The organism is Streptomyces sp. NPDC050535, assembly GCF_044457665.1.
In the GTDB taxonomy this organism is placed as follows: domain Bacteria; phylum Actinomycetota; class Actinomycetes; order Streptomycetales; family Streptomycetaceae; genus Streptomyces.
In genome coordinates this window covers 199,455-220,458 of the sequence record NZ_JBITHE010000003.1, presented here as the reverse complement: position 1 = coordinate 220,458, position 21,004 = coordinate 199,455, and the positions used below count along the sequence as shown (strand labels likewise).

17 protein-coding genes are annotated in these 21,004 nt (G+C 70.4%); 8 read left to right on the top strand and 9 right to left on the bottom strand.

Annotated elements, in window-relative coordinates; genetic code table 11:
* Nucleotides 1-17 precede the first annotated feature (17 nt).
* From ACIBLC_RS09045 to ACIBLC_RS09020, 6 genes are all read right to left on the bottom strand, one after another.
* Nucleotides 18-797, bottom strand: a complete 780-nt coding sequence (locus ACIBLC_RS09045; protein ID WP_399210091.1) for an N-acyl homoserine lactonase family protein — start codon at nucleotides 795-797, stop codon at nucleotides 18-20.
* 284 nt (nucleotides 798-1,081) lie between these two features.
* Nucleotides 1,082-3,133: a glycoside hydrolase gene (locus ACIBLC_RS09040; RefSeq protein WP_399210090.1), complete on the bottom strand. Its 2,052-nt coding sequence runs from the start codon at nucleotides 3,131-3,133 to the stop codon at nucleotides 1,082-1,084.
* A gap of 88 nt (nucleotides 3,134-3,221) precedes the next feature.
* Nucleotides 3,222-5,264 carry a beta-galactosidase gene (locus ACIBLC_RS09035; protein WP_399210089.1) on the bottom strand — a complete coding sequence of 681 codons (2,043 nt, stop codon included), beginning with the start codon at nucleotides 5,262-5,264 and terminating at the stop codon, nucleotides 3,222-3,224.
* Nucleotides 5,265-5,315: 51 nt separating this feature from the next.
* On the bottom strand, nucleotides 5,316-6,653 hold the full coding sequence (locus ACIBLC_RS09030) for an ABC transporter substrate-binding protein (protein WP_399210088.1): 1,338 nt from the start codon (nucleotides 6,651-6,653) through the stop codon (nucleotides 5,316-5,318).
* Nucleotides 6,654-6,733: 80 nt separating this feature from the next.
* Nucleotides 6,734-7,693 carry a carbohydrate ABC transporter permease gene (locus ACIBLC_RS09025; RefSeq protein WP_399210087.1) on the bottom strand — a complete coding sequence of 320 codons (960 nt, stop codon included), beginning with the start codon at nucleotides 7,691-7,693 and terminating at the stop codon, nucleotides 6,734-6,736.
* 3 nt (nucleotides 7,694-7,696) lie between these two features.
* Entirely contained in the window at nucleotides 7,697-8,623 is a 927-nt protein-coding gene (locus ACIBLC_RS09020; protein ID WP_399210086.1) for a carbohydrate ABC transporter permease, read from the bottom strand.
* A gap of 204 nt (nucleotides 8,624-8,827) precedes the next feature.
* Here ACIBLC_RS09020 and ACIBLC_RS09015 point away from each other — a divergent pair, with 204 nt between their 5' ends.
* From ACIBLC_RS09015 to ACIBLC_RS09000, 4 genes are all read left to right on the top strand, one after another.
* Nucleotides 8,828-9,895 carry a LacI family DNA-binding transcriptional regulator gene (locus ACIBLC_RS09015; protein WP_399210085.1) on the top strand — a complete coding sequence of 356 codons (1,068 nt, stop codon included), beginning with the start codon at nucleotides 8,828-8,830 and terminating at the stop codon, nucleotides 9,893-9,895.
* Between the two features lie 362 nt (nucleotides 9,896-10,257).
* Complete coding sequence (locus ACIBLC_RS09010) at nucleotides 10,258-11,622, top strand: FAD-dependent oxidoreductase (RefSeq protein ID WP_399210084.1); 1,365 nt, start codon at nucleotides 10,258-10,260, stop codon at nucleotides 11,620-11,622.
* A gap of 105 nt (nucleotides 11,623-11,727) precedes the next feature.
* Entirely contained in the window at nucleotides 11,728-12,975 is a 1,248-nt protein-coding gene (locus tag ACIBLC_RS09005; RefSeq protein WP_399210083.1) for an MFS transporter, read from the top strand.
* Between the two features lie 186 nt (nucleotides 12,976-13,161).
* Nucleotides 13,162-13,791 (top strand): dihydrofolate reductase family protein, encoded by a 630-nt coding sequence (locus ACIBLC_RS09000; RefSeq protein WP_399210082.1) that lies wholly within the window; start codon nucleotides 13,162-13,164, stop codon nucleotides 13,789-13,791.
* A gap of 39 nt (nucleotides 13,792-13,830) precedes the next feature.
* Here the strand turns inward: ACIBLC_RS09000 and ACIBLC_RS08995 are convergent, their stop codons facing one another.
* Nucleotides 13,831-14,418, bottom strand: coding sequence for a TetR/AcrR family transcriptional regulator (locus ACIBLC_RS08995; RefSeq protein ID WP_399210081.1), 588 nt, complete (start codon nucleotides 14,416-14,418; stop codon nucleotides 13,831-13,833).
* Nucleotides 14,419-14,589: 171 nt separating this feature from the next.
* On the opposite strand from ACIBLC_RS08995, the gene ACIBLC_RS08990 reads away from it, so the two are divergent.
* The 4 genes from ACIBLC_RS08990 to ACIBLC_RS08975 are packed head-to-tail and all read left to right on the top strand — an operon-like array spanning nucleotide 14,590 to nucleotide 19,451.
* On the top strand, nucleotides 14,590-15,147 hold the full coding sequence (locus ACIBLC_RS08990) for a (2Fe-2S)-binding protein (RefSeq protein WP_399210080.1): 558 nt from the start codon (nucleotides 14,590-14,592) through the stop codon (nucleotides 15,145-15,147).
* On the top strand, nucleotides 15,144-16,136 hold the full coding sequence (locus tag ACIBLC_RS08985; protein WP_399210079.1) for an FAD binding domain-containing protein: 993 nt from the start codon (nucleotides 15,144-15,146) through the stop codon (nucleotides 16,134-16,136). Before ACIBLC_RS08990 ends, ACIBLC_RS08985 begins: the two co-directional genes overlap by 4 nt.
* Complete coding sequence (locus ACIBLC_RS08980) at nucleotides 16,133-18,253, top strand: xanthine dehydrogenase family protein molybdopterin-binding subunit (protein WP_399210078.1); 2,121 nt, start codon at nucleotides 16,133-16,135, stop codon at nucleotides 18,251-18,253. The genes ACIBLC_RS08985 and ACIBLC_RS08980 overlap by 4 nt, the downstream gene beginning before the upstream one ends.
* Nucleotides 18,246-19,451 (top strand): XdhC family protein, encoded by a 1,206-nt coding sequence (locus tag ACIBLC_RS08975; protein ID WP_399210077.1) that lies wholly within the window; start codon nucleotides 18,246-18,248, stop codon nucleotides 19,449-19,451. The genes ACIBLC_RS08980 and ACIBLC_RS08975 overlap by 8 nt, the downstream gene beginning before the upstream one ends.
* 63 nt (nucleotides 19,452-19,514) lie before the next feature.
* Here ACIBLC_RS08975 and ACIBLC_RS08970 read toward each other — a convergent pair whose 3' ends face one another.
* Together ACIBLC_RS08970 and ACIBLC_RS08965 are read right to left on the bottom strand one after the other, a co-directional pair.
* A complete protein-coding gene (locus ACIBLC_RS08970) occupies nucleotides 19,515-20,210 on the bottom strand; it encodes an HAD family hydrolase (RefSeq protein WP_399210076.1) in 696 nt (231 codons plus the stop codon).
* 114 nt (nucleotides 20,211-20,324) lie between these two features.
* Nucleotides 20,325-20,801: an Lrp/AsnC family transcriptional regulator gene (locus tag ACIBLC_RS08965; protein WP_399210075.1), complete on the bottom strand. Its 477-nt coding sequence runs from the start codon at nucleotides 20,799-20,801 to the stop codon at nucleotides 20,325-20,327.
* Nucleotides 20,802-21,004: the final 203 nt, after the last annotated feature.

The following is a 21,004-nucleotide window of genomic DNA, read 5'->3' as shown; positions in this document are numbered from 1 at the left end:
CGAAGGTTCGCGGCCCCTCAGTGCCCGTGGCGGCGCATCAACTCCGGCCAGACCACGGGGTCATGGCCGGGAACCAGTTCGTAGCCGCGCTCCGCGGCGATGCTCTTGAGCCGGCGGATGGGCTCCACCGTCCGCGCGGGATCGACTCCGACGGACGCGCCGATGGCCCGCTCGTGCTCGATGTTCTCGGTCAGGTCCGCCGCGTCGAAGGCGAACACGAAACCGCCGCCGTCCGCGAGGTCCACCACGAAACTCTGGTGTCCGGGGGTGTGCCCGGCGGTCAGTACGGCGGTCACGCCCGGGGCGATCTCCCGGTCACCGTCGGCCTGTTGCCAGTCGATACGGGGGTCGTCGAAGTCGATCCGGAAGATCGAGTTGCGCTCCACCTCCGGCCGCCCCGAGAGCCCGTACGTCAACTCCGCGCGCTGTACGTGCACAGGCACCCGCCCCGCGAAGTGCTTCAGCCCGCCCGCGTGATCGGCGTGCAGGTGGCTGACGGCCACCGCGTGGATCCCGTCCAGCGGAATTCCGGCCGCGTCGAGGGCTTCCTCCAGCGGCTCGCCCGGGCCCGGCAGGATGGGTTGGTACGCGGGGGAGCCGTAGAAGCGGCGTCGCAGCGCGGGGTCCCGGATCAGCGCCGTGTTGAACCCGGTGTCGAGCAGCAGCCAGCCACCGTCGCACTCCAGGAGAACGGCGGGTACCGGTTCGCGCAGCCGCTCCTCGTACGGGGCGCCGTGCACCGAGACCGACTTGGGCAGGTCCTCCCAGCCGAGCAGCAGCGGCACGACCCGACGCACACCGCGCCGTGTCAACGGGGGTCCGGATGAGATCGCGGCATTGGCCTGCTCCTTGGCGAGAGGGAGGACCGAGTACGGGAGGACTCGTCCATCAGGATCCACAACCTAGGCAAGTGGATCCCAAGATGGGTTGCCGCCAGGTAAAACGTGCCTCCCGGTCGCGACCCCCGCGAACGACTCTGTGCCCGCCGGGGGAGCGGCGGGCACAGAATGGGGCGACGCGGAGGCGGCCGGACGGCCACGGTCGGGCCAGGTCCCGCCCGACCCGGCCCGCGCCGCTCGGCTCAGCTACGTCCGGTCACGTCGGCGATCCTCCACCGTTGGTTGGACCCGGAGTTCGGGGTCCACATCGTGACGGCGGATCCGTCGGCGGTGGCCTGACCGCCCACCTCCAGGACCCTGCCGGTCGCGGCGTTGACCAGGGTCCAGGTGCCGTCGCCGGTGGTCGACCCGATCCACTGGACGGCCTCGTCCCGCCGGCCGGTGTCCGCTTCCAGTACCGGGGATCCGTCCCGGACGGCCAGGCGCTTGCCCTCCGTCGGGCTGGTGACCACGTAACGCTGCCGGTTGCCGGTGTCGCCGCCGGTCGGGCGCAGCTGCCACCGCTGACCGGTGCCGGCCGTGTCCGTGCTCGCGGTCCTGATGACGAGCTTGCTGCCGTCGTCCGCCACGGAGAGGGCCTTGCCGCTCTGTACGCCGGTCAGCTCGTAGGTGTGGCCCTTCTTCAGCAGGGCGGCGTCCTTCGCGACACCGGACACACCCTTGACGAGGAAGGACGTCACGGACTGGGCGGGCACGGTGAGGGTGGCCTGCCGTCCGGTCACGGCGACGGGTGCCTGTCGTTCGAGCTTGCCGTCGGCGCTCGTCACGACCGGCGTCACGGTCGCGTTGCGGGCGACGTGCCCGAACTTGGACAGGTCGATGGTGACCGCGCGGGCCTCGGCGGTGCTGTTGACGTGGACGACCGTCGCCGCGTTGCCCTTCTTGGCGACCGCGGCGGCGCTCGACGTGTCGTTGGTCCCGATCAGCCGGTCACCCGGCTTGATGTAGTGCGTGAAGTTGCGGGCGGTGTCGAACTTCGTGTTCGTGAACACCGGGCAGGTGGCCAGGGTGTCCGCGGAGGTGCAGCTGAAGGGGAGCTGGATGCTTCCCCAGTTGCCGCCCTTGGCGGACTCCCCGCCGGGCTTCATGTTGTCGTAGTCCTCGACGGGCTGCCAGAACACCCAGGCGCTGGGCTCCAGTTCGCGCAGGTCGTCGACCATCTGCTGGGCAAGACCGAGGCCCGGCCGCATGTCGGTGAAGCTCTGGCCGTCGCCCCAGTCGCCCTCGACCTCGCTCATCCACAGCGGCTTGTCGGCCGCCTTGGCCAGGTCGCGCACGCTGGTGCGACCGCCGGTGCCGTAGGTGTGGACGTTCATCTGGCCGACGAGATCGCGCACTTCCTGGGGGTAGGTGTTCCAGTTCTGCGCGAAGAGGCTCGGATTCGTCTCGTCCATGGCGGAGATCTCGGTGCCGGTCCTCGCCTTCTTCAGCGCGGGAGCCAGTGCGTCGATCACCTTCTGCTGGAGCTCGGGACCGATGTGCGCCCCCTCCTGACGGCCGCCGACGGGCTGCCCGTCGGCGCCCAGCCGCGTGCTCCAGTAACCCGTGTTGGGTTCGTTGAACGGGTCGAGGGTGTCGACCTTGATGCCGTGCGCCTTCTCCAGCCGCTTGGTCGCGCCCGCCAGATAGGCCGCGAAGTCGTCGACCGAGTCGGCCTTGAGCTGGTCGGCGTTGGCGTTGAACCCGCCCGAGACATAACCGCTGTCGGTCATGAACCAGGGCGGGGAGTTGCTGAACGTCTCCCAGTGGGTGATGTCCTTCTTGATCCGGTCCACCCACCAGCGCTGCGTGGCGTCGGCCTTCGGGTTCCAGTCGGCCGCGTCGGCGGCGCTCCACCAGTCGGTGTCCTCGCGCGTGGTGCCCGCGGGAGCCTTCCACCAGCCCTCGACCGCCCCTCCGGCGCGCAGGTAGTCCGGGACGTCGGGGGCGTTGCCGCCGCCTATGTTGTAGCGGGCGATGTTGAGGGCGAGGCCGTCGTCACCGAACAGGAGCTTGGCCAGCTTCTCGCGGATCTCCTTCGGGTAGTCGCCGGTGGCGTTGGCGAACCACACCAGGCTGGTGCCCCAGCCTTCGAAGCTCTGCGCCTTGTACGAGGGGTCCGGCTGGACGGTTGCGGCGGCGGCCGCCACCGTCTCCGCACTTGTCGGTGGAGCGGTGACCAGGGCTGCCCCGGTGGCCAGGGCGGTGACTCCGATGGTTCCCAGAAGCCGTCTTGTGCGGGTACGGCGTGCCAAGGTGTGCTCCCAACTCATAGGTGGTCGCTTCAACGGACCGTCGTGCCCCGCGGGCAGGGCACGACGGTGTGCCCCTCGGATCAGGGGGTCAGAGGGCGGGCTGTCGCAGTACGACGACCTCCCGCGGCGGCAGGACGAGCCCGCCGTCGGTGTCCGCCGGGCCCACCAGGACGTCCCCGGCGAGCCCGGGCACCGGCACCGGCTCGTCGGTCCGGTTGACCAGGAAGAGATACCGGCTGTCGCTGCCGCGCCGTACGACCAGCTCGACCTTCCCCCGTGCGGCTTCGGGCAGTTCGCTGGTTATGCCGGCGTGGGCGAGGAGTTCCGGCAGCAGACCGGTGAGGCCGTCCACTCCGAGCCGGGTAGAGACGTACGCGGCCGAACCCCCGTCCAGATCACGGCGGGTGATCGCGGGCCGCCCGGCGTAGGTACCGTCGCGGTAGTGGGCCAGCACCTGCGTCTCGGGGTCGGTGACGCTGATCCGGTCGGTCCACAGAGTGCCCGTGGCGCCGGTGTCGAGGCCGGCCGTCTCGCCGTCGAGCAGCGGACCGAACTCCTCGACGCGGATGCCGAGCAGCTCGCGCAGGGCTCCCGGATAGCCGCCGAGCCAGACGTGGTCGTTCTCGTCGACGACACCGGAGAAGTACGTGGTGACCAGGTGGCCGCCGTGCTCGACGTACCGCGTGAGTTCCTTGGCCAGCGCGGCGGGGACCATGTGCAGCACGGGTGTGATCAGGAGGTCGTAGCGGGCGAGGTCGGACTGCGCGGTGACGATGTCGGCCCGGATGCCGAGGGCGAGGAGGGCGGAGTACCAGTCGAGCCCCTCCGCGCGGTAGTCGAGCAGCGCGGTGGGATGCGAGTCCTGCTCGCTCGCCCACCACGACTCCCAGTCGAAGACGATTCCCACGCGGGCCGGCTCGCGCTCGGTCCCGGCGACCGGGGCGAGCGTCCGCAGGGTCTGCCCGAGGCCGGTCACCGCACGGAAGACCTCGCTGTCCGGTCCGGCGTGCGGCACCATCGCCGAGTGGTACTTCTCTGCGCCGGCCGCCGACTGGCGCCACTGGAAGAAGCACACGGCGTCTGCGCCGTGCGCGACGTGCAGCAGCGAGTCACGGGCCAGCTCGCCCGGCCGCTTGGCCACGTTGACGGGCTGCCAGTTGACGGCGCTGGTGGAGTGCTCCATGAGGAACCACGGGCGTCCGCCGGAGATACCGCTGACGAGGTTGGCGGAGAAGGACAGTTCGTCCCTGGCCTGCGGGCCGGGCACGACGTAGTGGTCGTTGGAGACGAAGTCGATCTCGCTCGCCCAGTCGGCGTAGTTCATCCCCTTGGTGCCGCCCATCACCATGAAGTTCGTGGTGACCGGCACCGCGGGCGTGAGCTCGCGCAACAGGTCCCGCTCCGCGCGCAGATACTCCTTCAGGGCGTCGGAGGAGAACCGCTTGAAGTCCAGCTGCTGCGTGGGGTTCGGGTGGGAGGCGGCGAGCCGGGGCGGCAGGATCTGGTCCCAGTCGCTGTACTTCTGGGACCAGAACGCCGTGCCCCAGGCGTGGTTGAGGCCGTCGAGCGTGCTGTAGCGGGCGCGCAGCCAGTCGCGGAAGGCGCGTGCCGCGTCGTCGGAGTGGTCGTATACGTTGTGGCAGCCCAGCTCGTTGGAGACGTGCCAGGCGACCAGCGCGGGGTGCTGTGCGTAGCGCTCGGCCATCTTCCGTACCAGGCGCAGCGCGTGGGCGCGGAAGACGGGCGAGGTGGGCCGCCAGTGCTGCCGTGCTCCCGGCCACAGCGTCTCACCGGCGGCGGTCACCGGAAGGATCTCCGGGTGCGCCGTGGTGAGCCAGGGCGGCGGGGAGGCGGTGGCGGTGGCCAGGTCGACCCCGATGCCGCCCGCGTGCAACAGATCCATGATCTCGTCGAGCCAGGAGAAGTCCCACTCGTCCTCGGCCGGCTGGATGCGGGCCCAGGAGAAGATCCCCACGGAGACGATGTTGACGCCGGCCTCGCGCATCAGCCGTACGTCTTCCTCCCACACCTCGCGCGGCCACTGCTCGGGGTTGTAGTCGGCGCCGTACACGAGGCGTGGGGTGGGGTCACCGTCCGGCCCGTGGAGCTGGGACAGGAGGGTGGAGATCATGGTGGTCCTTCCGGTGAGTCGCACGGGGCGGCGGGGGTGGGTACAGCTCGGCTACTCGACGGTGAAGCCCTGTTCCTTGCCGTACTTGACGGAGGCGTCCTGCCAGGCCTTCAGGCCGTCGGAGAGCGACGTGCCGGAGATGTAGGCCTTGCCGACGGTGTCGTTGAAGATCGAGTTGGCGTACTGCTGGAAGGGCAGGTACGACCAGTCGTCGGCGACGTTGGCCGCGGACTCGGCGAAGATCTCGTTCGCCTTCTGCCCGCCGAAGTACTCGAACTCCTTGTTCTGGAACGAGGAGTCCTGGAGCTCCGCCTTGGTCGCCGGGAAGGCGCCCTCGTCGATGCGGGTCTTGACGCCGTCACCGGAGTTGGCGTACTCGACGAAGGCGTAGGCGAGTTCCTTGTTCTTGCCCAGCGTGGGCAGCGTCAGGGAGCTGCCGCCGTTCTCCGCGCTCGCCTTGTCGCCCTTGGTCCACTGCGGCATCGGGGCCGCCCGCCAGTCACCGGAGGCGTTGGGCACGCCGGAGACGAAGTTGGCGGGCATCCAGGCGCCGGTGGTCAGGGTGGCGATGGTGCCGTCGCCGAGCCCCTTGTACCAGTCGTCGGTCCAGCCGTTGATGGGGGAGACGAGCTTCTCGTCGATCAGCTTCTGCCAGGTGTCGGTGTACTTCTTGGCGCCCGCGTCGTCGAAGTTGACCGACACCTTCGTGCCGTCGACCTTGTAGGGACGTGAACCGGCCTCCCACAGCAGGCTGGTGGTGAAGCCGGCGTCGCCGGCGTCGTTGGCGATGTAGACCTTGGGGTCGGCCTTGTGCAGCTTGCGGGCCGCCTCGACGTACTCGTCCCAGGTGGTCGGGACCGCGATCTTGTACTTGTCGAAGATCTTCTTGTTGTAGAACATCGCCATGGGGCCGGAGTCCATCGGCAGGCCGTAGACCTTGTCACCGTCGTTCACGGCGTTCCACGGACCCGGGGTGTACTTGTCGGCGAGCTTGTCGGCGCCGTAGGGGGCGAGGTCGCTGAGCCCCTTGGTGAGGGAGTACTGCCCCAGCGCGAAGTACTCGACCTGCGCGACGTCGGGGACACCCTTCCCGGCCGAGATGGCGTTCGACAGCGCGGTGTAGTGCTTGTCGCCGGACCGCTCGCTGACGAGGTTGATCTTGACCTTGGGGTACTTCTTCTCGAAGTCGGCGGCGACCGTCTTGAGCGTGGGCTCCCAGGCCCAGACCGTCACCGAGCCGCCCTTCTCGAGCGCCGCCTGGATGTCCGTGGCGGAGACCGGCTTCGAGCCGGAGCTGTCGTCGTCGGAGCCGCCGCAGGCGGTCGCCCCCAGGGCGAGGACGGAGAGGAGGGTCATGCCGCGCATCAGGCGGCTTGTCGTTCTGCGCATGGAGGTGCTTCCACTTCTTCGTGGGCGGGCCGGACGAGGGTTGGAGAGGTGAGGCTCAGGGGGGTGGGCTGGAGGGAGGACTACTCCTTGACGCTTCCGGCGGCGAGGCCGGACTGCCAGTACTTCTGGAGGAACAGGAAGGCGGCGATCAGCGGCACGATGGTGAGCAGCGATCCGGTGATCACCAGGTTGAAGATCACGTCGCCGCCGATCGTCTGGGCCTGGTTGTTCCAGGCGTCCAGGCCCAGGGTCAGGGGGTACCAGTTCGGGTCCTTGAGCATGATCAGCGGCAGGAAGTAGTTGTTCCAGGTGGCGACCGTGGTGAAGAGCAGCACGGTCACGGTGCCGGGGGCGAGCAGCGGCAGGGCGACCTGGAAGAAGGTGCGCACCTCGCCCGCCCCGTCGATGCGGGCGGCCTCGAGGAGTTCGACGGGGATGGCCTCGGTGGCGAAGACCCACATCAGGTACAGGCCGAAGGGCGAGACGAGCGAGGGGATGATCACCGCCCACGGGGTGTCGGTCAGCCCCATCTTGCTGAACATCAGGAAGGTGGGCACCGCGAGGGCGGTTCCCGGGACGGCGACGGCACCGATGACCACGGCGAAGATGGCGCGCTTTCCGGGGAAGTCGAACTTCGCCAGCGCGTAACCGCCCAGGATCGCCAGGAGAGTCGCGCCGCCGGCGCCGAGAACGACGTACAACAGCGTGTTCAGCAGCCAGCGGACGAAGATGCCGTCGTGGTAGGTGAACGTCTGGCTGATGTTGTCCCAGAGGGCGAAGTCGCCGCTGAACCACAGTCCCGAGGAGTTGGCGAGCCCCTCCTGTGTCTTGGTGGCGCTGATGACCAGCCACACCAGGGGCACCACGGTGTAGAGCAGGATCAGGCCGGTGAGCACGGTCAGCAGAACGCTGCGCTTGCGCTTCGGGCCCCCGGAGACGTTCTTGCGGGACGCGCGCAGTCGGGGTGTGCGCGGGGCATCGCCGCCGGCCTGAGCGGGAGCGGACGGGGAGGCGGTGGTGACGGGGCTGGTGCTGCTCATCGGTCAGGCTCCCTTGCGCATGCCGCGAAGCTGTACGACATAGGCGATCACCATGGTGATCAGCCCCATGATGATGGCGACCGCCGCGGAGTAGTTGTGCTGCTGACCGTTGAAGGACAGTGAGTACGTGTAGAAGTTCGGCGTGTAGTCCGTCGTGATGGCGTTGCGCGCCAGCGGCCGCAGAATGCTCGGCTCGTTGAAGAGCTGGAAGCTGCCGATGATCGAGAAGATCGTCGCGATGACGAGGGCGCCGCGGATCGCCGGGAGCTTGATGGCGGTGATGACGCGGAACTGCCCGGCGCCGTCGATCTCCGCGGCCTCGTACAGCGACTGCGGGATGACCCGCAGCGCGGAGTAGAAGATCAGCATGTTGTAGCCGACGAACTCCCAGGTGACGATGTTGCCGATCGACGCCAGGATCAGGTCGGTGGAGAGCGGGTCGGGCAGGGTCACTCCGAAGGCGTCGTTGATGTCCCCGACGAGACCGAAGCGGGTGCCGTACATGAAGCCCCACATCAGGGTGGCCACCACGGCGGGCACGGCGTACGGCAGAAAGATCGTGATACGGAAGAAGTCCGTGCCGTACAGGCGGCCGCTGTCCAGAGCGAGGGCGATCAGCAGGGCGATACCCAGCATGATCGGCACCTGCACCGCCAGGAAGAGCGACACCCGTGCGAGCGATGCCCAGAACTGGTCGTCCTGCAAGGCCGCCTGGTAGTTGTCCAGGCCGACGAAGCTGGTGCCGCCGATCAGTTGGTCCCTGAAGAGACTGAGGTAGATCGAGTAACCGATCGGCGCCAGGAAGACGAGGGCGAAGACGGCCACGAAGGGGCCGATGAACCCCCACCCCGTCCAGGAACGGCGGTCCCGTTTCGCCGGAGGCCGGTCCGGCTGCCGTGGTACCGCCGCAGGGGGCTGAAGCGTCGTCATGTCGTTCCTCGCTCGTCCATCTCGGAACCGGCGTCACACGCCGCCGCGATGTTTGCGTAAACATCCAGCTCTGAAAGGTGCCGTGGGCTGTTATGTTTACGTAAACATCTGATGGCGGCATGTCTACACCGCCCCAATGTCGGTGGTCAAGGGTCACCTTGTATAACAAAACGGCAACCGCGACCTGAGGAGCAAGGGAGACAGGTGGACACCGCGGACGGCGCCTCGGCGAGCACGGATCGGGTACGCACGGAGCGACGGGCCGGGCGTCGTGGGCAGAGCGTGTCCATGGCGGACGTCGCCCAACTGGCCGGTGTCTCCTCGCAGACCGTGTCCAGGGTGTCCAACGGCTACGCGGGCGTCAACGAGGAGACCCGGCGGCAGGTGCTCGCGGCCATGACGGAGCTGGGCTACCGGCCCAACAGTGCCGCCCGGGCCCTCAAGCGCGGCGAGTTCCGCACCATAGGTGTCATCACCTTCAACCTCTCCACCACGGGCAACATGCGCACCCTGGAGGCGATCGCCACCTCCGCGGCGCAGGAGGGTTACGCCGTCACCCTGCTGCCCGTCGCCGTGCCCACCCATGACGAGGTGCGGGGCGCCTTCTCCCGGCTGGGGGAACTCGCCGTCGACGCCGTCATCGCCATCATGGAGGTGCACCTCCTCGACGCGGCGACGATCTCCCTGCCGCCGCACGTCCAGGTGGTGGTCGCCGACTCGGACGCCGGTGACCGTTACAGCGTGGTCGACACCGACCAGGCCATGGGGGCCCGCGCCGCCGTACGGCATCTGCTGGACCTGGGGCATCGCACGGTCTGGCATCTCGCCGGACCCGAGGAGTCCTTCGCGGCCCAGCGCCGGGAGGACGCCTGGCGCGCCGGACTCACCGAGGCGGGCCGGGTACCGCCGCCCCTCGTGCGGGGCGACTGGTCGGCGGAGTCGGGCTATCGCGCGGGCCTGCGACTCGCCGACGAGGAAGCCTGTACGGCGGTGTTCGCGGCCAACGACCAGATGGCGCTGGGGCTCCTGCGCGCCCTGCACGAGCGTGGCCGGAAGATCCCCGACGACGTCAGTGTCATCGGCTTCGACGACATCCCCGAAGCCGGCTCCTTCCTGCCGCCCCTGACCACCGTCCACCAGGACTTCGCCGAGGTGGGTCGCCTCTGCGTCGAGGGTGTGCTGCGGCGGATGCGTCATGAGGGGGCGGAGCACGGGACCACGCTCGTCCCCACGAGACTCGTGGTGCGCGACAGCACGGCGCCGGCTCCCTGAGGCGGTCGGCGGGCCGAGGGTGGGGAGGGCTCGCGGTGATCACGGAGAGGGCCTTCGGCAGGACCCTGGGGTCCTGCCCGGTAGTTCTATGTGTTCGTCTGCCTGTCGCTGGCTCCGGGGGTGCCGGTGCCGGAACCCCCGGGCCTGATGAGTGTCCCGCTGTGCCCTCGCCAGGGGTGGAAGGCGGCGGGACAGGAGGCCGGAGGCCGGCGAGGCAGGCGGACACGGGACGTTTTCAGGGGCAAACCACCTCATAAGCGGGACTTATGAGGTCATAGATCGAACCCGGCTACTGACTTAGGCTTGCCTTAGTTTAGGCTTCCCCGCGAGTCCTTGTGTCATCGCTCGAAGGGAACCTGATCATGCCTCGCCCTCTGCGGGTAGCCATTGTCGGAGCCGGCCCCGCCGGGATCTACGCCGCCGACGCGCTGCTGAAGTCCGCAGTGGCGGTCGAGCCCGGTGTGTCGATCGACCTCTTCGAGCGGATGCCGGCCCCCTTCGGCCTGATCCGCTACGGCGTCGCCCCCGACCATCCGCGGATCAAGGGCATCGTCAAGGCCCTGAACCAGGTGCTCGACAAGCCCCAGGTCCGGCTCTTCGGCAACGTCGACTACCCGGGCGACATCAACCTCGACGACCTGCGCGCCTTCTACGACGCGGTGGTCTTCTCCACGGGCGCCACGGCCGACCGTGCCCTCGACATACCGGGCATCGACCTCGAGGGCTCGTACGGCGCGGCGGACTTCGTGTCCTGGTACGACGGGCACCCGGACGCGCCGCGGACCTGGCCGCTCGAAGCGGAGAAGGTCGCCGTCCTCGGCGTCGGCAACGTCGCCCTCGACGTGGCACGCATCCTGGCCAAGACGGCGGAGGAGCTGCTGCCCACCGAGATCCCGCCGAACGTCCACGACGGTCTCAAGGCCAACAAGGCCGTGGAGGTCCACGTCTTCGGTCGTCGCGGCCCGGCGCAGGCGAAGTTCAGCCCGATGGAGCTCCGCGAGCTGGACCACTCCCCGAACATCGAGGTCATCGTCGACCCCGAGGACATCGACTACGACGAGGGCTCGATCGCGGCCCGGCGCGGCGAGAAGCAGACCGACATGGTCGCCAAGACCCTGGAGAACTGGGCCATCCGCGACGTCGGCGACCGGCAGCACAAGCTGTTCCTGCACTTCTTCGAGTCGCCGACCGAGATCCTCGGCGAGGACGGCAAGGTAGTCGGCCTGCGCACCGAGCGCACTGCCCTCGACGGCACCGGCAACGTCAAGGGCACCGGCCAGTTCAAGGACTGGGACCTCGGCGCCGTCTACCGCGCGGTCGGCTACCTCTCCGACAAGCTGCCCAAGCTCCCCTGGGACGTCGACTCGGGCACGGTTCCGGACAGGGGCGGCCGGGTGATCGAGGAGACCGGCGAGCACCTGCGGTCGACGTACGTCACGGGCTGGATCCGGCGCGGCCCCGTCGGCCTGATCGGCCACACCAAGGGCGACGCCAACGAGACTGTGGCCAGCCTGCTCGACGACCACGTGAACGGGCGGCTGCACACGCCCGCCGAGCCCGCCCCCGAGGCCGTGGACGCGTTCCTGGCCGAGCGGAACGTGCGGTACACCACCTGGGAGGGCTGGTACCGCCTGGACGCCGCGGAGAAGGCGCTCGGTGAACCGCAGGGCCGTGAGCGGGTGAAGCTCGTCGAGCGCCACGAGATGCTGGACGCGAGCGGCGCCTAGGACTGTCCGGCCGATCAGGTCCCAGGACCTCGGTGTACCGCCACCGACCGCCAGGCCGTAAGGTGCGGCGGTCAGGTCGGCGGGACGGCGAGGAGTGTGCACGGCATGGGGGCCAGTCGGTCACTGGGACGGAAGTTCAGGTGGCTGTGGGCGGCCTACGCGGTCAGTACGTTCGGTACGTGGCTCGCGTTCGACGCGTTCGCCCTGATCGCGATCCTGGTCCTGCACGCCGGGCCCACGGCGGTGTCGATGCTGGCCGCGGCGGGCCTGGCGGTCGGCGCGGCGGTCGCGCTGCCGCTCGGACCGTGGGTGGAGTTCCGGCGCAAGCGGCCGGTGATGGTCGCGATGGACCTGGCGCGCTTCGCGGCGCTGCTGAGCATCCCCGCCGCTTTCGCGTTCGGTCTGCTCAGCTTCGTCCAGCTCCTGCTGGTGTCGGTCGTCGTCGCCGCGGCCGACATCGCCTTCACCGCGGCGAGCGGCGCGTACCTGAAGTCACTCGTACCGCCGCGGGACCTGCTGGCCGCGAACGGGAGGTTCGAGGGCACCAACTGGACCGCCGCGATGCTCGGGCCGCCGCTCGGCACGGCCGCGATCGGGCTGGTGGGTCCGGTGATGAGCGTGGTGGCCAACGCCGTCAGCTTTCTGCTCTCGGCCGTGGGAATCCGGGCGATCGGCGGCGACGAGCCGGTCCCCGTACGCACCGGCGAACCGGTTCGGCTACGGGCCGGAGACCTGCTCGACGGGTGGCGGTACATCCTCGGCAACGCGGCGCTGCGCCCGCTGTTCTTCAACTCGGTGCTGTTCAACAGCCTGATCATGGCGACCTCGCCGCTGCTCGCCGTCCTCATGATCGGCCACCTCGGGTTCGCGCCCTGGCAGTACGGCCTCGCCTTCGCGGTGCCCTGCGTCGGCGGTCTGATCGGCTCCCGGCTGGCCCGTCGGCTCGTCACGCGGTTCGGCCGGCACCGGGTCCTGCTCGTCTCGGGTGTGCTGCGCGCGTGCTGGTCGCTGCCCCTCGCCCTCATCGGCCCCGGCACCACGGGGCTGTTGTTCGTCATGGCTGTCGAACTCGGCCTCATCACCTGCTGCGCCGTGTTCAACCCGGTGTTCGCCACTCACCGGCTCGACCGGACCCCGCCCGACCGGGTCGTCCGCACCCTGTCCGCGTGGTCGGTCACCGGCAAGGCGACCATCGCCGCCGTCACCGGGCTGTGGGGCCTGCTGGCCGGCGTCGCCGGCACGCGTACAGCCATTGCGATCGCCGGACTCATCGTCCTGGCGACCCCGCTGCTGCTTCCCCGCCACGACCAGGCACCACTGCGCGAGAAGGAGCCGGCCCCGAACGTGTCCTGACCAGGAAACGCCGCCGCCGCGGCGTGCCGGCCGAGCACCGGTGGCAGCGCGACTTCCACTCCTGATCCGCACCCGGTCGCTCCCGATCCGAAAGTCGTCGCGGACAACTGTCGATCCTGGTGTTTCCTGTTCGACGCAGAGGTGAGAGCGGGAACCGACGAACACAGGGAAACAGGGAGTACGACCATGCCGAAGCTGCGTGTACACAACATCACGATCACGCTGGACGGCTTCGCCGCCGGCCCGCACCAGCGACTGGAGTACCCGCTCGGTGAGGGGTTCGCGGGCATGCACGAATGGATGATCTCCGCGATGCGGGAGCAGGCGGAGGGCGGCACGGGGATCGACGTCGACCGGTGCCGGCGCGCTGAGGAGAACATCGGGGCCACCATCATGGGGCGCAACATGTTCGGGCCCCAGCGCGGACCGTGGCCGGACGAGACCTGGCAGGGCTGGTGGGGCGACAACCCGCCCTACCACAACGACGTGTTCGTGCACACGCACCACCTGCGGCCGTCGCTGGTGATGGAGGGCGGCACCACGTTCCACTTCACCGACGAGAGCGTCGAGACGGTGCTGGAGCGGGCGTTCAAGGCGGCGGGCGGCAAGGACGTGCGGATCGGCGGAGGGGCGGCCACCGTTCAGCAGTACCTGCGCGCCGGTCTTGTCGACGAGATGCACCTGGCGATCGTCCCGGCCCTCCTCGGGAGGGGGGAGCGCCTCCTCGACAATCTGGAGGACGGGATCGACGGCTACCGGGTGGCGGAGCTGGTCGCTTCGCCGGCCGCCACGCACGCCCTGCTGGTCCGTCGCTGACCCGCCCGCCCGAAGCGGGAGGGTCCCAAGGGCCGCCCGTCAAGATCCCGGCGCACCCGCGCGCAAACCGTCCATGACCAGATCCAGCAGCCGTCGGGCGCGCGGCTGCCAGTCGCCGTGCGGGTCGATCTGCCAGAGCCCGGCGATGGCGAGCACGAAGTCGTCGGGGGTCACTCCCGGGCGGATGGTGCCCGCCTCCTCGTTCGCCCTGAGCAGCAGCGTGACGGCCGAGGACACCGGACCGTGCCCCAGCCTGGCCAGGGTGCCGGGCTGCGGGTTGGTGGCCTTGCGCAGCGCGTCGGCCAGACCGGCCTTGGCCATGGCGTACTGGGCGAGGCGGTCCATCCACTCCCGCAGGGCCTGGTCGGGAGCGCGGGTCTCCAGCAGCGTGGCCGCGGTGTCGGCGACCTGCTGCACCTCGTAGCGGTACACCTCCAGGACGAGGGCCTCGCGGTTGGGGAAGTTCCGGTAGAACGTCCCCTGCCCGACGCCGGCCTTCTTCGCGATCACGCTCAGCGGGGCGTCCGCCGAGCGCGTCAGCTCCGTCAGTGCCACCGCGAGGATGCGCTCGCGATTGCGCTGCGCGTCCGAGCGCAGGGGAGCGTCCTTGCCGTCGTCGGGCCGCACTCGTCCTCCCGGATCCGGGTCTTGCTAAGCGGACAGCTGTCCGTTAGGTTCGGTGCTACCGGACAGTTGTCCACTTAGAGTCCACTGTAGCGGCAGATCAGGCCAGTGCGGCCGATCGCCGTCCATCTCCCGACTCCTTCACCCGTAGTGCTACGCGAAAGAAGGCCGATCATGGCCCACTCGACGTCGAGCGCCATCACCCTGAACATCAACGGGGAGAAATACACGCTGCCCACCGACCACCGCACCACCCTGCTCGACGCGCTGCGCGAGCGTCTAGATCTGACCGGTACCAAGAAGGGCTGCGACCAGGGCCAGTGCGGTGCCTGCACGGTGCTGCTGGACGGACGCCGGGCCCTCTCCTGCCTCCAGCTCGCGGTCGCCGCCGAGGGGCGGGAGGTCACCACCATCGAAGGAGTGGCGGACGGCGAGCGGCTGCACCCCGTCCAGCAGGCCTTCCTCGACCTCGACGGCTACCAGTGCGGGTACTGCACGCCGGGCCAGATCTGCTCCGCCCTCGCGGTGATCGAGGAGCACGCGGCGGGCTGGCCGAGCGCCGTGACCGCCGACGTCCGGCCCGAGGCGGGGGTTCCGGAGCTGACCGCCGAGGAGATACGCGAGCGGATGAGCGGCAACCTGTGCCGCTGCGGCGCGTACGTGTCGATCGTGCGGGCGGTCGAGCAGGCCGCGCGGTCGCAGGCGGCCGAGACCGAGGGAGCGGCGGCATGAGGGAGTTCGACTACCAGCGGGCGTTCGACGTCTCCGGCGCGGTCGCCCTCCTCGACGCGGACCCCGAAGCCCGTTTCCTCGGCGGCGGCACCAACCTCGTCGACCTGATGAAAGCCGGCGTGGAACGGCCCGCCCGGCTCGTCGACATACGCGAACTGCCCCTCGACCGGATCGAGTTCACCCCGCGCGACGGTCTGCGCATCGGCGCGACGGTCACCAACAGCGACCTCGCCGCGCACCCCGAAGTGCGCCGCCACTACCCGGCGTTGACGCAGGCCGTCCTGGCGGGCGCCTCCGGTCAGCTGCGCAACATGGCCACGGTCGGCGGGAACCTGCTTCAGCGCACCCGCTGCGGCTACTTCACCGACCTGGCGAAACCGTGCAACAAGCGTGCCCCCGGCAGCGGTTGCCCCGCGATCGTCGGCGAACACCGCAACCACGCGATTCTCGGCGCCTCCGAGCACTGCGTGGCCACCCATCCCTCGGACATGGCGGTCGCACTCGCCGCCTTCGACGCCGTCGTGTCGTACGAAGCGGCGGACGGACCGGGCGAGTCGCCGCTCGCGGAGTTCTACCTCCCCGTCGGCGACACCCCGCATCTGGAGACGGCCCTGCCGCCCGGGGCGCTGATCACCGGCGTCACCCTGCCGCCCGCGCGGGTGGGCGCCAACTCTCGTTACCGCAAGGTGCGCGAGCGGGCCTCCTACGCCTTCGCCGTCGGCTCGGTCGCCGCCGCTCTCGACGTCCGGGGCGATGTCGTACGGGAAGTACGGCTGGCCTTAGGAGCGGTGGCGTCCCGGCCGTGGCGGGCCTCGGAGGCCGAGCGGGTGCTGACCGGGGGACCGGCGACCGCCGAGGCGTTCGCCGCCGCGGCCGACGCCGAACTGGCCGTTGCCGAGGTGCTGCCGCACAACGGATACAAAGTGACGCTGCTGCGCAACCTCGTCGTCGCCGTGCTGACCGAACTCGCCGAGGAGGCCGCCCGATGAGCACCACGACCAACATCGCGGCCTTGACCCCGGTCGTCGGCACCGCCCGCACCCGCGTGGAGGGCAGGGCCAAGGTCACCGGAGCGGCCCGCTACGCCGGAGAGATCCCCTTCGCCGAACTCGCCCACGGCTGGCTGGTGTTGTCGACCGTGGCCCGCGGGCGCGTCCGTTCGCCGGAGGACGCCTCCGTGCTCGGGATGCCCGGCGTCCTCACCGTCCTGCACCACGGGAACGCGCCGCGGATCAACGGGAATTACGTGAGCATGTTCGGGCTGCCCGACCCGATCCTCCAGCTCTTCCAGCACGACCGCGTTCCCTTCGTCGGCTGGCCGGTGGCACTGGTCGTCGCCGAAACGGCCGAACAGGCGCGGGAGGCCGCGGAGTCGCTGGTGGTCCAGTACGACGAGGAGGCGCACGACGTCGAGTTCTCCGCCGGGCGTCCGGGGACGTACACACCGGAGGGCTCGGAGACGGCGAAGGGGGACCTGGAGTCCGAACTCGCCGCGTCCGCCGTCGTCGTGGACGCCGAGTACACCACGCCGGAGGAACACCACAGCCCCTTGGAGCCACACGCGGCGACAGCGCGCTGGGACAACGGCCGACTGGAGGTCGTCGACTCCAACCAGGGCAGCGCGTTCGTGGCGGACGAGCTCGCGAAGCTGTTCTCACTCGACCCCGGGTCGGTGCGGGTGCGGTCCGAACACGTCGGCGGCGGCTTCGGATCCAAGGCGACCCGCCCGCACTCGGTCCTCGCCGCGATGGCGGCGACCGTCCTGCACCGCCCGGTCAGGGTCGTGCTGACCCGCCGTCAGATGTTCTCGCTCGTCGGCTACCGCAGCCCCACCTCGCAGCGCGTACGGCTCGGAGCCGACCCCGACGGGCGGCTGCGCGCGTTCGACCACCAGGCGCAGAGCCAGACCTCGACCGTCCACGAATTCGTCGAGAGAAGCGCCGGTTTCGGGCACGCGATGTACGACGCCGACGCGCATCACACCGTGAACCGTGTCGTACGGCTCGATGTGCCGACGCCGAGCTGGATGCGCGCGCCGGGCGAGGCGCCGGGCTCGTTCGCGGTGGAGTCGGCGCTCGACGAACTCGCCGAGAAGTGCGGCATCGACCCGATCGCGCTGCGCGTGCGCAACGAACCGGACGTGGGGCCTGTCTCCGGACTGCCGTTCAGCAGCCGCAACATCCTCGCCTGCTACCGGGAGGGCGCCCGCAGGTTCGGCTGGGACGGCCGGGACCCGCGTCCCGGCATCCGCCGCGAAGGGCGTTGGCTGCTCGGCACCGGCATGGCGGCCTCCGCGTTCCCGACCCTCTCCGCGCCCTCGACGGCGGCCATCACGGCGCGGGCGGACGGCACCTTCGTCGTGCGGATCACCGCGTCCGACATCGGGACCGGCGCACGCACGGCGCTGACCCAGATCGCCGCGGACGCGCTGAAGGCGGAGCCCGGACGGGTGCGAGTACGGATCGCCGACAGCGACTTCGGGCCCGCGATCGTCGCCGGCGGCTCGATGGGCACCCGATCCTGGGCCTGGGCGATCACGGTCGCCGCCGACGAGTTGCGCGAGCGACTGGCCCTGAGCGACGGCATTCCGTCCGAGGGGATCACCGTACGGTCCGACACCTCCGAGGCCGTCGGCGCGCTGGCGGAGAAGGAACGGAACGCGTTCGGGGCGCAGTTCGCCGAGGTCGCCGTCGATACCGCCGGCGGTGAGGTGCGCGTACGCCGACTGCTCGGCATCTTCGCGGCGGGCCGGATCGTCAACCCGCTGACCGCACGCGGCCAGTTCATCGGCGGCATGGTCTGGGGACTCTCCATGGCATTGCACGAGGAGGCCCACAGGGACCAGGCCTCGGGCGGCCACGTCGGCGCCGACCTCGCGGGCTACCACTTCGCCGCGCACGCCGACGTCCCGCCCATCGAGGCGGACTGGGTGGACGACCCGGACCCCGACGATCCCGTCGGGATCAAGGGCATCGGCGAGATCGGAGTCGTGGGCACGGCCGCGGCGATCGCCAACGCGGTCTGGCACGCGACCGGCGTACGCCACCGGAACCTGCCGATCCGGCCCGACCGCGTGCTGACGGCGGCTGCGGGCGGACATGCTTGACCTCGCCGACGAGCTGAACCGGTGGGCCGAGGAGGGCCGGGACTTCGCCGTCGCCACCGTGGTGTCCGTCGGCGGCAGCGCGCCGCGCGGTCCCGGCGCCGCCCTCGCCGTCGACCGCCGTGGCACGGTGATCGGTTCGGTCTCCGGCGGCTGCGTCGAAGGGGCCGTGTACGACCTGTGCGTCCAGGCGCTCCAGGACGGCGCCACGGTGCTCGAACGGTTCGGCTACAGCGACGAGGACGCCTTCGCGGTGGGCCTCACCTGCGGCGGGATCATCGAGGTCCTGGTCACGCCGGTGCGCGCGGACATGCCGGACGGGAAGGTGTTCGCGACGGCCCTGTCGGCCGCCGCGCGCGGGGAGACGGTCGCGGTCGCCCGGGTGGCCCGGGGACCGGCCGCCCTGCTCGGCAGGGCACTGCTGGTCCACGCCGACGGTACGCACGCCGGGGGCCTCGACGGCTCGCACGCCGGCGGCGCCCGGGCGGGCGACGGAGACCTCCTACCGGCTCTGGACCGTACGGCGCTGGCGGAGGCCCGCGGGATGCTGGAAGCAGGCCGAACCGGCGCGGTCGAGATCTCGGAGGACGGATCGCGCTGCCCGGGCGGAGCGACGCTGTTCGTCGAGACGAGGGTGCCGCCGCCCCGCATGATCGTGTTCGGTGCCGTGGACTTCGCCGCCGCGCTGGTACGGGCGGGCAGGTTCCTCGGCTACCACGTGACCGTGTGCGACGCCCGGCCCGTCTTCGCCACCCGCCCGCGCTTCCCCGAGGCCGACGAGGTCGTGGTCGACTGGCCGCACCGCTACCTCCGGAGCACCGGGACCGATGGCCGTACGGTGCTGTGCGTGCTCACGCATGACGCCAAGTTCGACATTCCGCTGCTGGAGACGGCGCTGCGGCTGCCGGTCGCGTTCGTCGGCGCGATGGGCTCGCGACGCACCCATCAGGACCGCGACCGCCGGTTGCGCGAAGTGGGCCTCACCGACGGTGAGTTGGCCCGCCTGCGGTCCCCGATCGGGCTCGACCTCGGAGCCCGTACGCCCGAGGAGACCGCCCTGTCCATCGCGGCGGAGATCGTCGCGGCCCGGCGGGGCGGCACGGGCGTTCCGCTGACCGGCTCGGGGACGCCGATCCACCATGACGTGGACGTGGACGTGGACGTGGACGTGGACGTGGCCCGTGCGGAGGCGGCCGCGTGACCCGGTGTCCCGCCACCGGGCGCGGGACCGGACCCTCGTGTCACGTCGGCGGGGGCGGGAAGCTCAGGCAGCCGCGGCCGAGGCCACGAGCCAGTCGTAGGCGGCCCGGGCCGTGAACTCGGCCTGCCCGCCGCGCAGCAGCAGCCCCGCCGTGCCGAACCGCGGATCGTCCGCCTGGGCGGGAACGTACGGGACGGCCACGCAGCGCATCCCGGCCGCGTGCGCGGCGGCGGCGCCCGGGGCGGCGTCCTCCAGGACCACGCAGTCGGCCGCGGCCGCCCCCAGGCGCCGCGCCGCCTCCAGGAAGACGTCGGGTGCGGGCTTGCCGTGCGCGACCTCGTCGGACGAGACGACGGTCGGCAGGTGGGCGGCCAGGCCCGTGCCCGTCAGGATCGCCTCGATGGCCTCCCGTGAGGAACCCGAGGCCACGGCCATCGGGACGGCGGCGTCGGCCAGCAGTTCCACGAACTTCCGCATCTCCGGGTACACGCGTGTGGAGGCGCGGGCCAGCTCCAGATAGCGGCGGTTCGTGTCCGCGAGGAGGGTGTCGAGCGGGACCGTCAGGCCGTAGCGCTCCTGCCAGAGGGCCAGCGTCTCCTGGGTGCTGATGCCGACGTAACTCTCGTGGTCGGCCCAGCCGAAGTCGGTGACACCGTGCTCGGCGAGCGTCCGCCGGCCTGCCTCGAAGTAGTTCGGCTCGCTGTCCACGAGCGTTCCGTCGAGGTCGAAGATGACTGCGGTGCCGCCGAGAGTGCTCATGGGTTCCAGGATGCCAATGATCAGCGCCCTGCCGGGCAACCGGGCCGTCGGCATCCCCCATGCTCCCGGGGTGGCCGAGGGGGGGAGGAGTGACCAGGGTGGCCCGTGCGGCCGTCAGTTCCTCGCCGCGCGGCCGATCGATTCCACCAGCGGCAGCAGCCGCTGCGGGACACGCTCCCGCAGCGCCACCTCCGTACGGGTGCGCACGACGCCCGGCAGGCTGATCAGCGTCTGGATGACGTCCTCAAGGTGCGCGTTGTCGCGGGCCACGACCCGGGTCAGCAGATCACCGCCGCCGGTGATCGAGAACGCTTCGATGATCTCCGGTACGGCGGCCAACGCGTCGCCCACGTCGTCGAGATGACCCTGTGTGACCTCGATGTGCACGAAGGCGAGGACGGGGTGGCCGAGCGCCGCGGGGGACAGGGCGGGGCTGGTACCGGTGATCACTCCGTCCCTCTCCAGCCGGTCGAGGCGGGCCTGAAGGGTGCCGCGGGCGATGCCGAGCATGCGGGCGTACTCGCGCACGCTGGTACGCGGCTGCTCCAGCAGCAGCCGCAGGATACGGGTGTCGAGCTCGTCCACCGCCATGGTCCGTCGCCCTCCTGCCGCCTCGGGTGATCATTTACGACCTTACCAACGGCTCGGCTCCAGGCACGTCCGCCGAGCCAGTGCCCCGTTGCCCCCTGAACCGCGTCCGGCGGGGTTTGGAGCGCCGTTCCGCGGTCAGCCGTAGAGGTGAACCTCCGCCGAGGGCAGAGCGGATCAGCTGATGGGTGACGCGAATTCGTCTC

Excerpts from the sequence above, each read along its gene's own strand:
- ACIBLC_RS09035 (WP_399210089.1), bottom strand. The coding sequence starts at position 5,264 with ATGATCTCCACCCTCCTGTCCCAGCTCCACGGGCCGGACGGTGACCCC.
- ACIBLC_RS09030 (WP_399210088.1), bottom strand. The coding sequence starts at position 6,653 with ATGCGCAGAACGACAAGCCGCCTGATGCGCGGCATGACCCTCCTCTCC.
- ACIBLC_RS09025 (WP_399210087.1), bottom strand. The coding sequence starts at position 7,693 with ATGAGCAGCACCAGCCCCGTCACCACCGCCTCCCCGTCCGCTCCCGCT.
- ACIBLC_RS09020 (WP_399210086.1), bottom strand. The coding sequence starts at position 8,623 with ATGACGACGCTTCAGCCCCCTGCGGCGGTACCACGGCAGCCGGACCGG.
- ACIBLC_RS09010 (WP_399210084.1), top strand. The coding sequence starts at position 10,258 with ATGCCTCGCCCTCTGCGGGTAGCCATTGTCGGAGCCGGCCCCGCCGGG.
- ACIBLC_RS09005 (WP_399210083.1), top strand. The coding sequence starts at position 11,728 with ATGGGGGCCAGTCGGTCACTGGGACGGAAGTTCAGGTGGCTGTGGGCG.
- ACIBLC_RS09000 (WP_399210082.1), top strand. The coding sequence starts at position 13,162 with ATGCCGAAGCTGCGTGTACACAACATCACGATCACGCTGGACGGCTTC.
- ACIBLC_RS08990 (WP_399210080.1), top strand. The coding sequence starts at position 14,590 with ATGGCCCACTCGACGTCGAGCGCCATCACCCTGAACATCAACGGGGAG.
- ACIBLC_RS08985 (WP_399210079.1), top strand. The coding sequence starts at position 15,144 with ATGAGGGAGTTCGACTACCAGCGGGCGTTCGACGTCTCCGGCGCGGTC.
- ACIBLC_RS08980 (WP_399210078.1), top strand. The coding sequence starts at position 16,133 with ATGAGCACCACGACCAACATCGCGGCCTTGACCCCGGTCGTCGGCACC.
- ACIBLC_RS08975 (WP_399210077.1), top strand. The coding sequence starts at position 18,246 with ATGCTTGACCTCGCCGACGAGCTGAACCGGTGGGCCGAGGAGGGCCGG.
- ACIBLC_RS08970 (WP_399210076.1), bottom strand. The coding sequence starts at position 20,210 with ATGAGCACTCTCGGCGGCACCGCAGTCATCTTCGACCTCGACGGAACG.
- ACIBLC_RS08965 (WP_399210075.1), bottom strand. The coding sequence starts at position 20,801 with ATGGCGGTGGACGAGCTCGACACCCGTATCCTGCGGCTGCTGCTGGAG.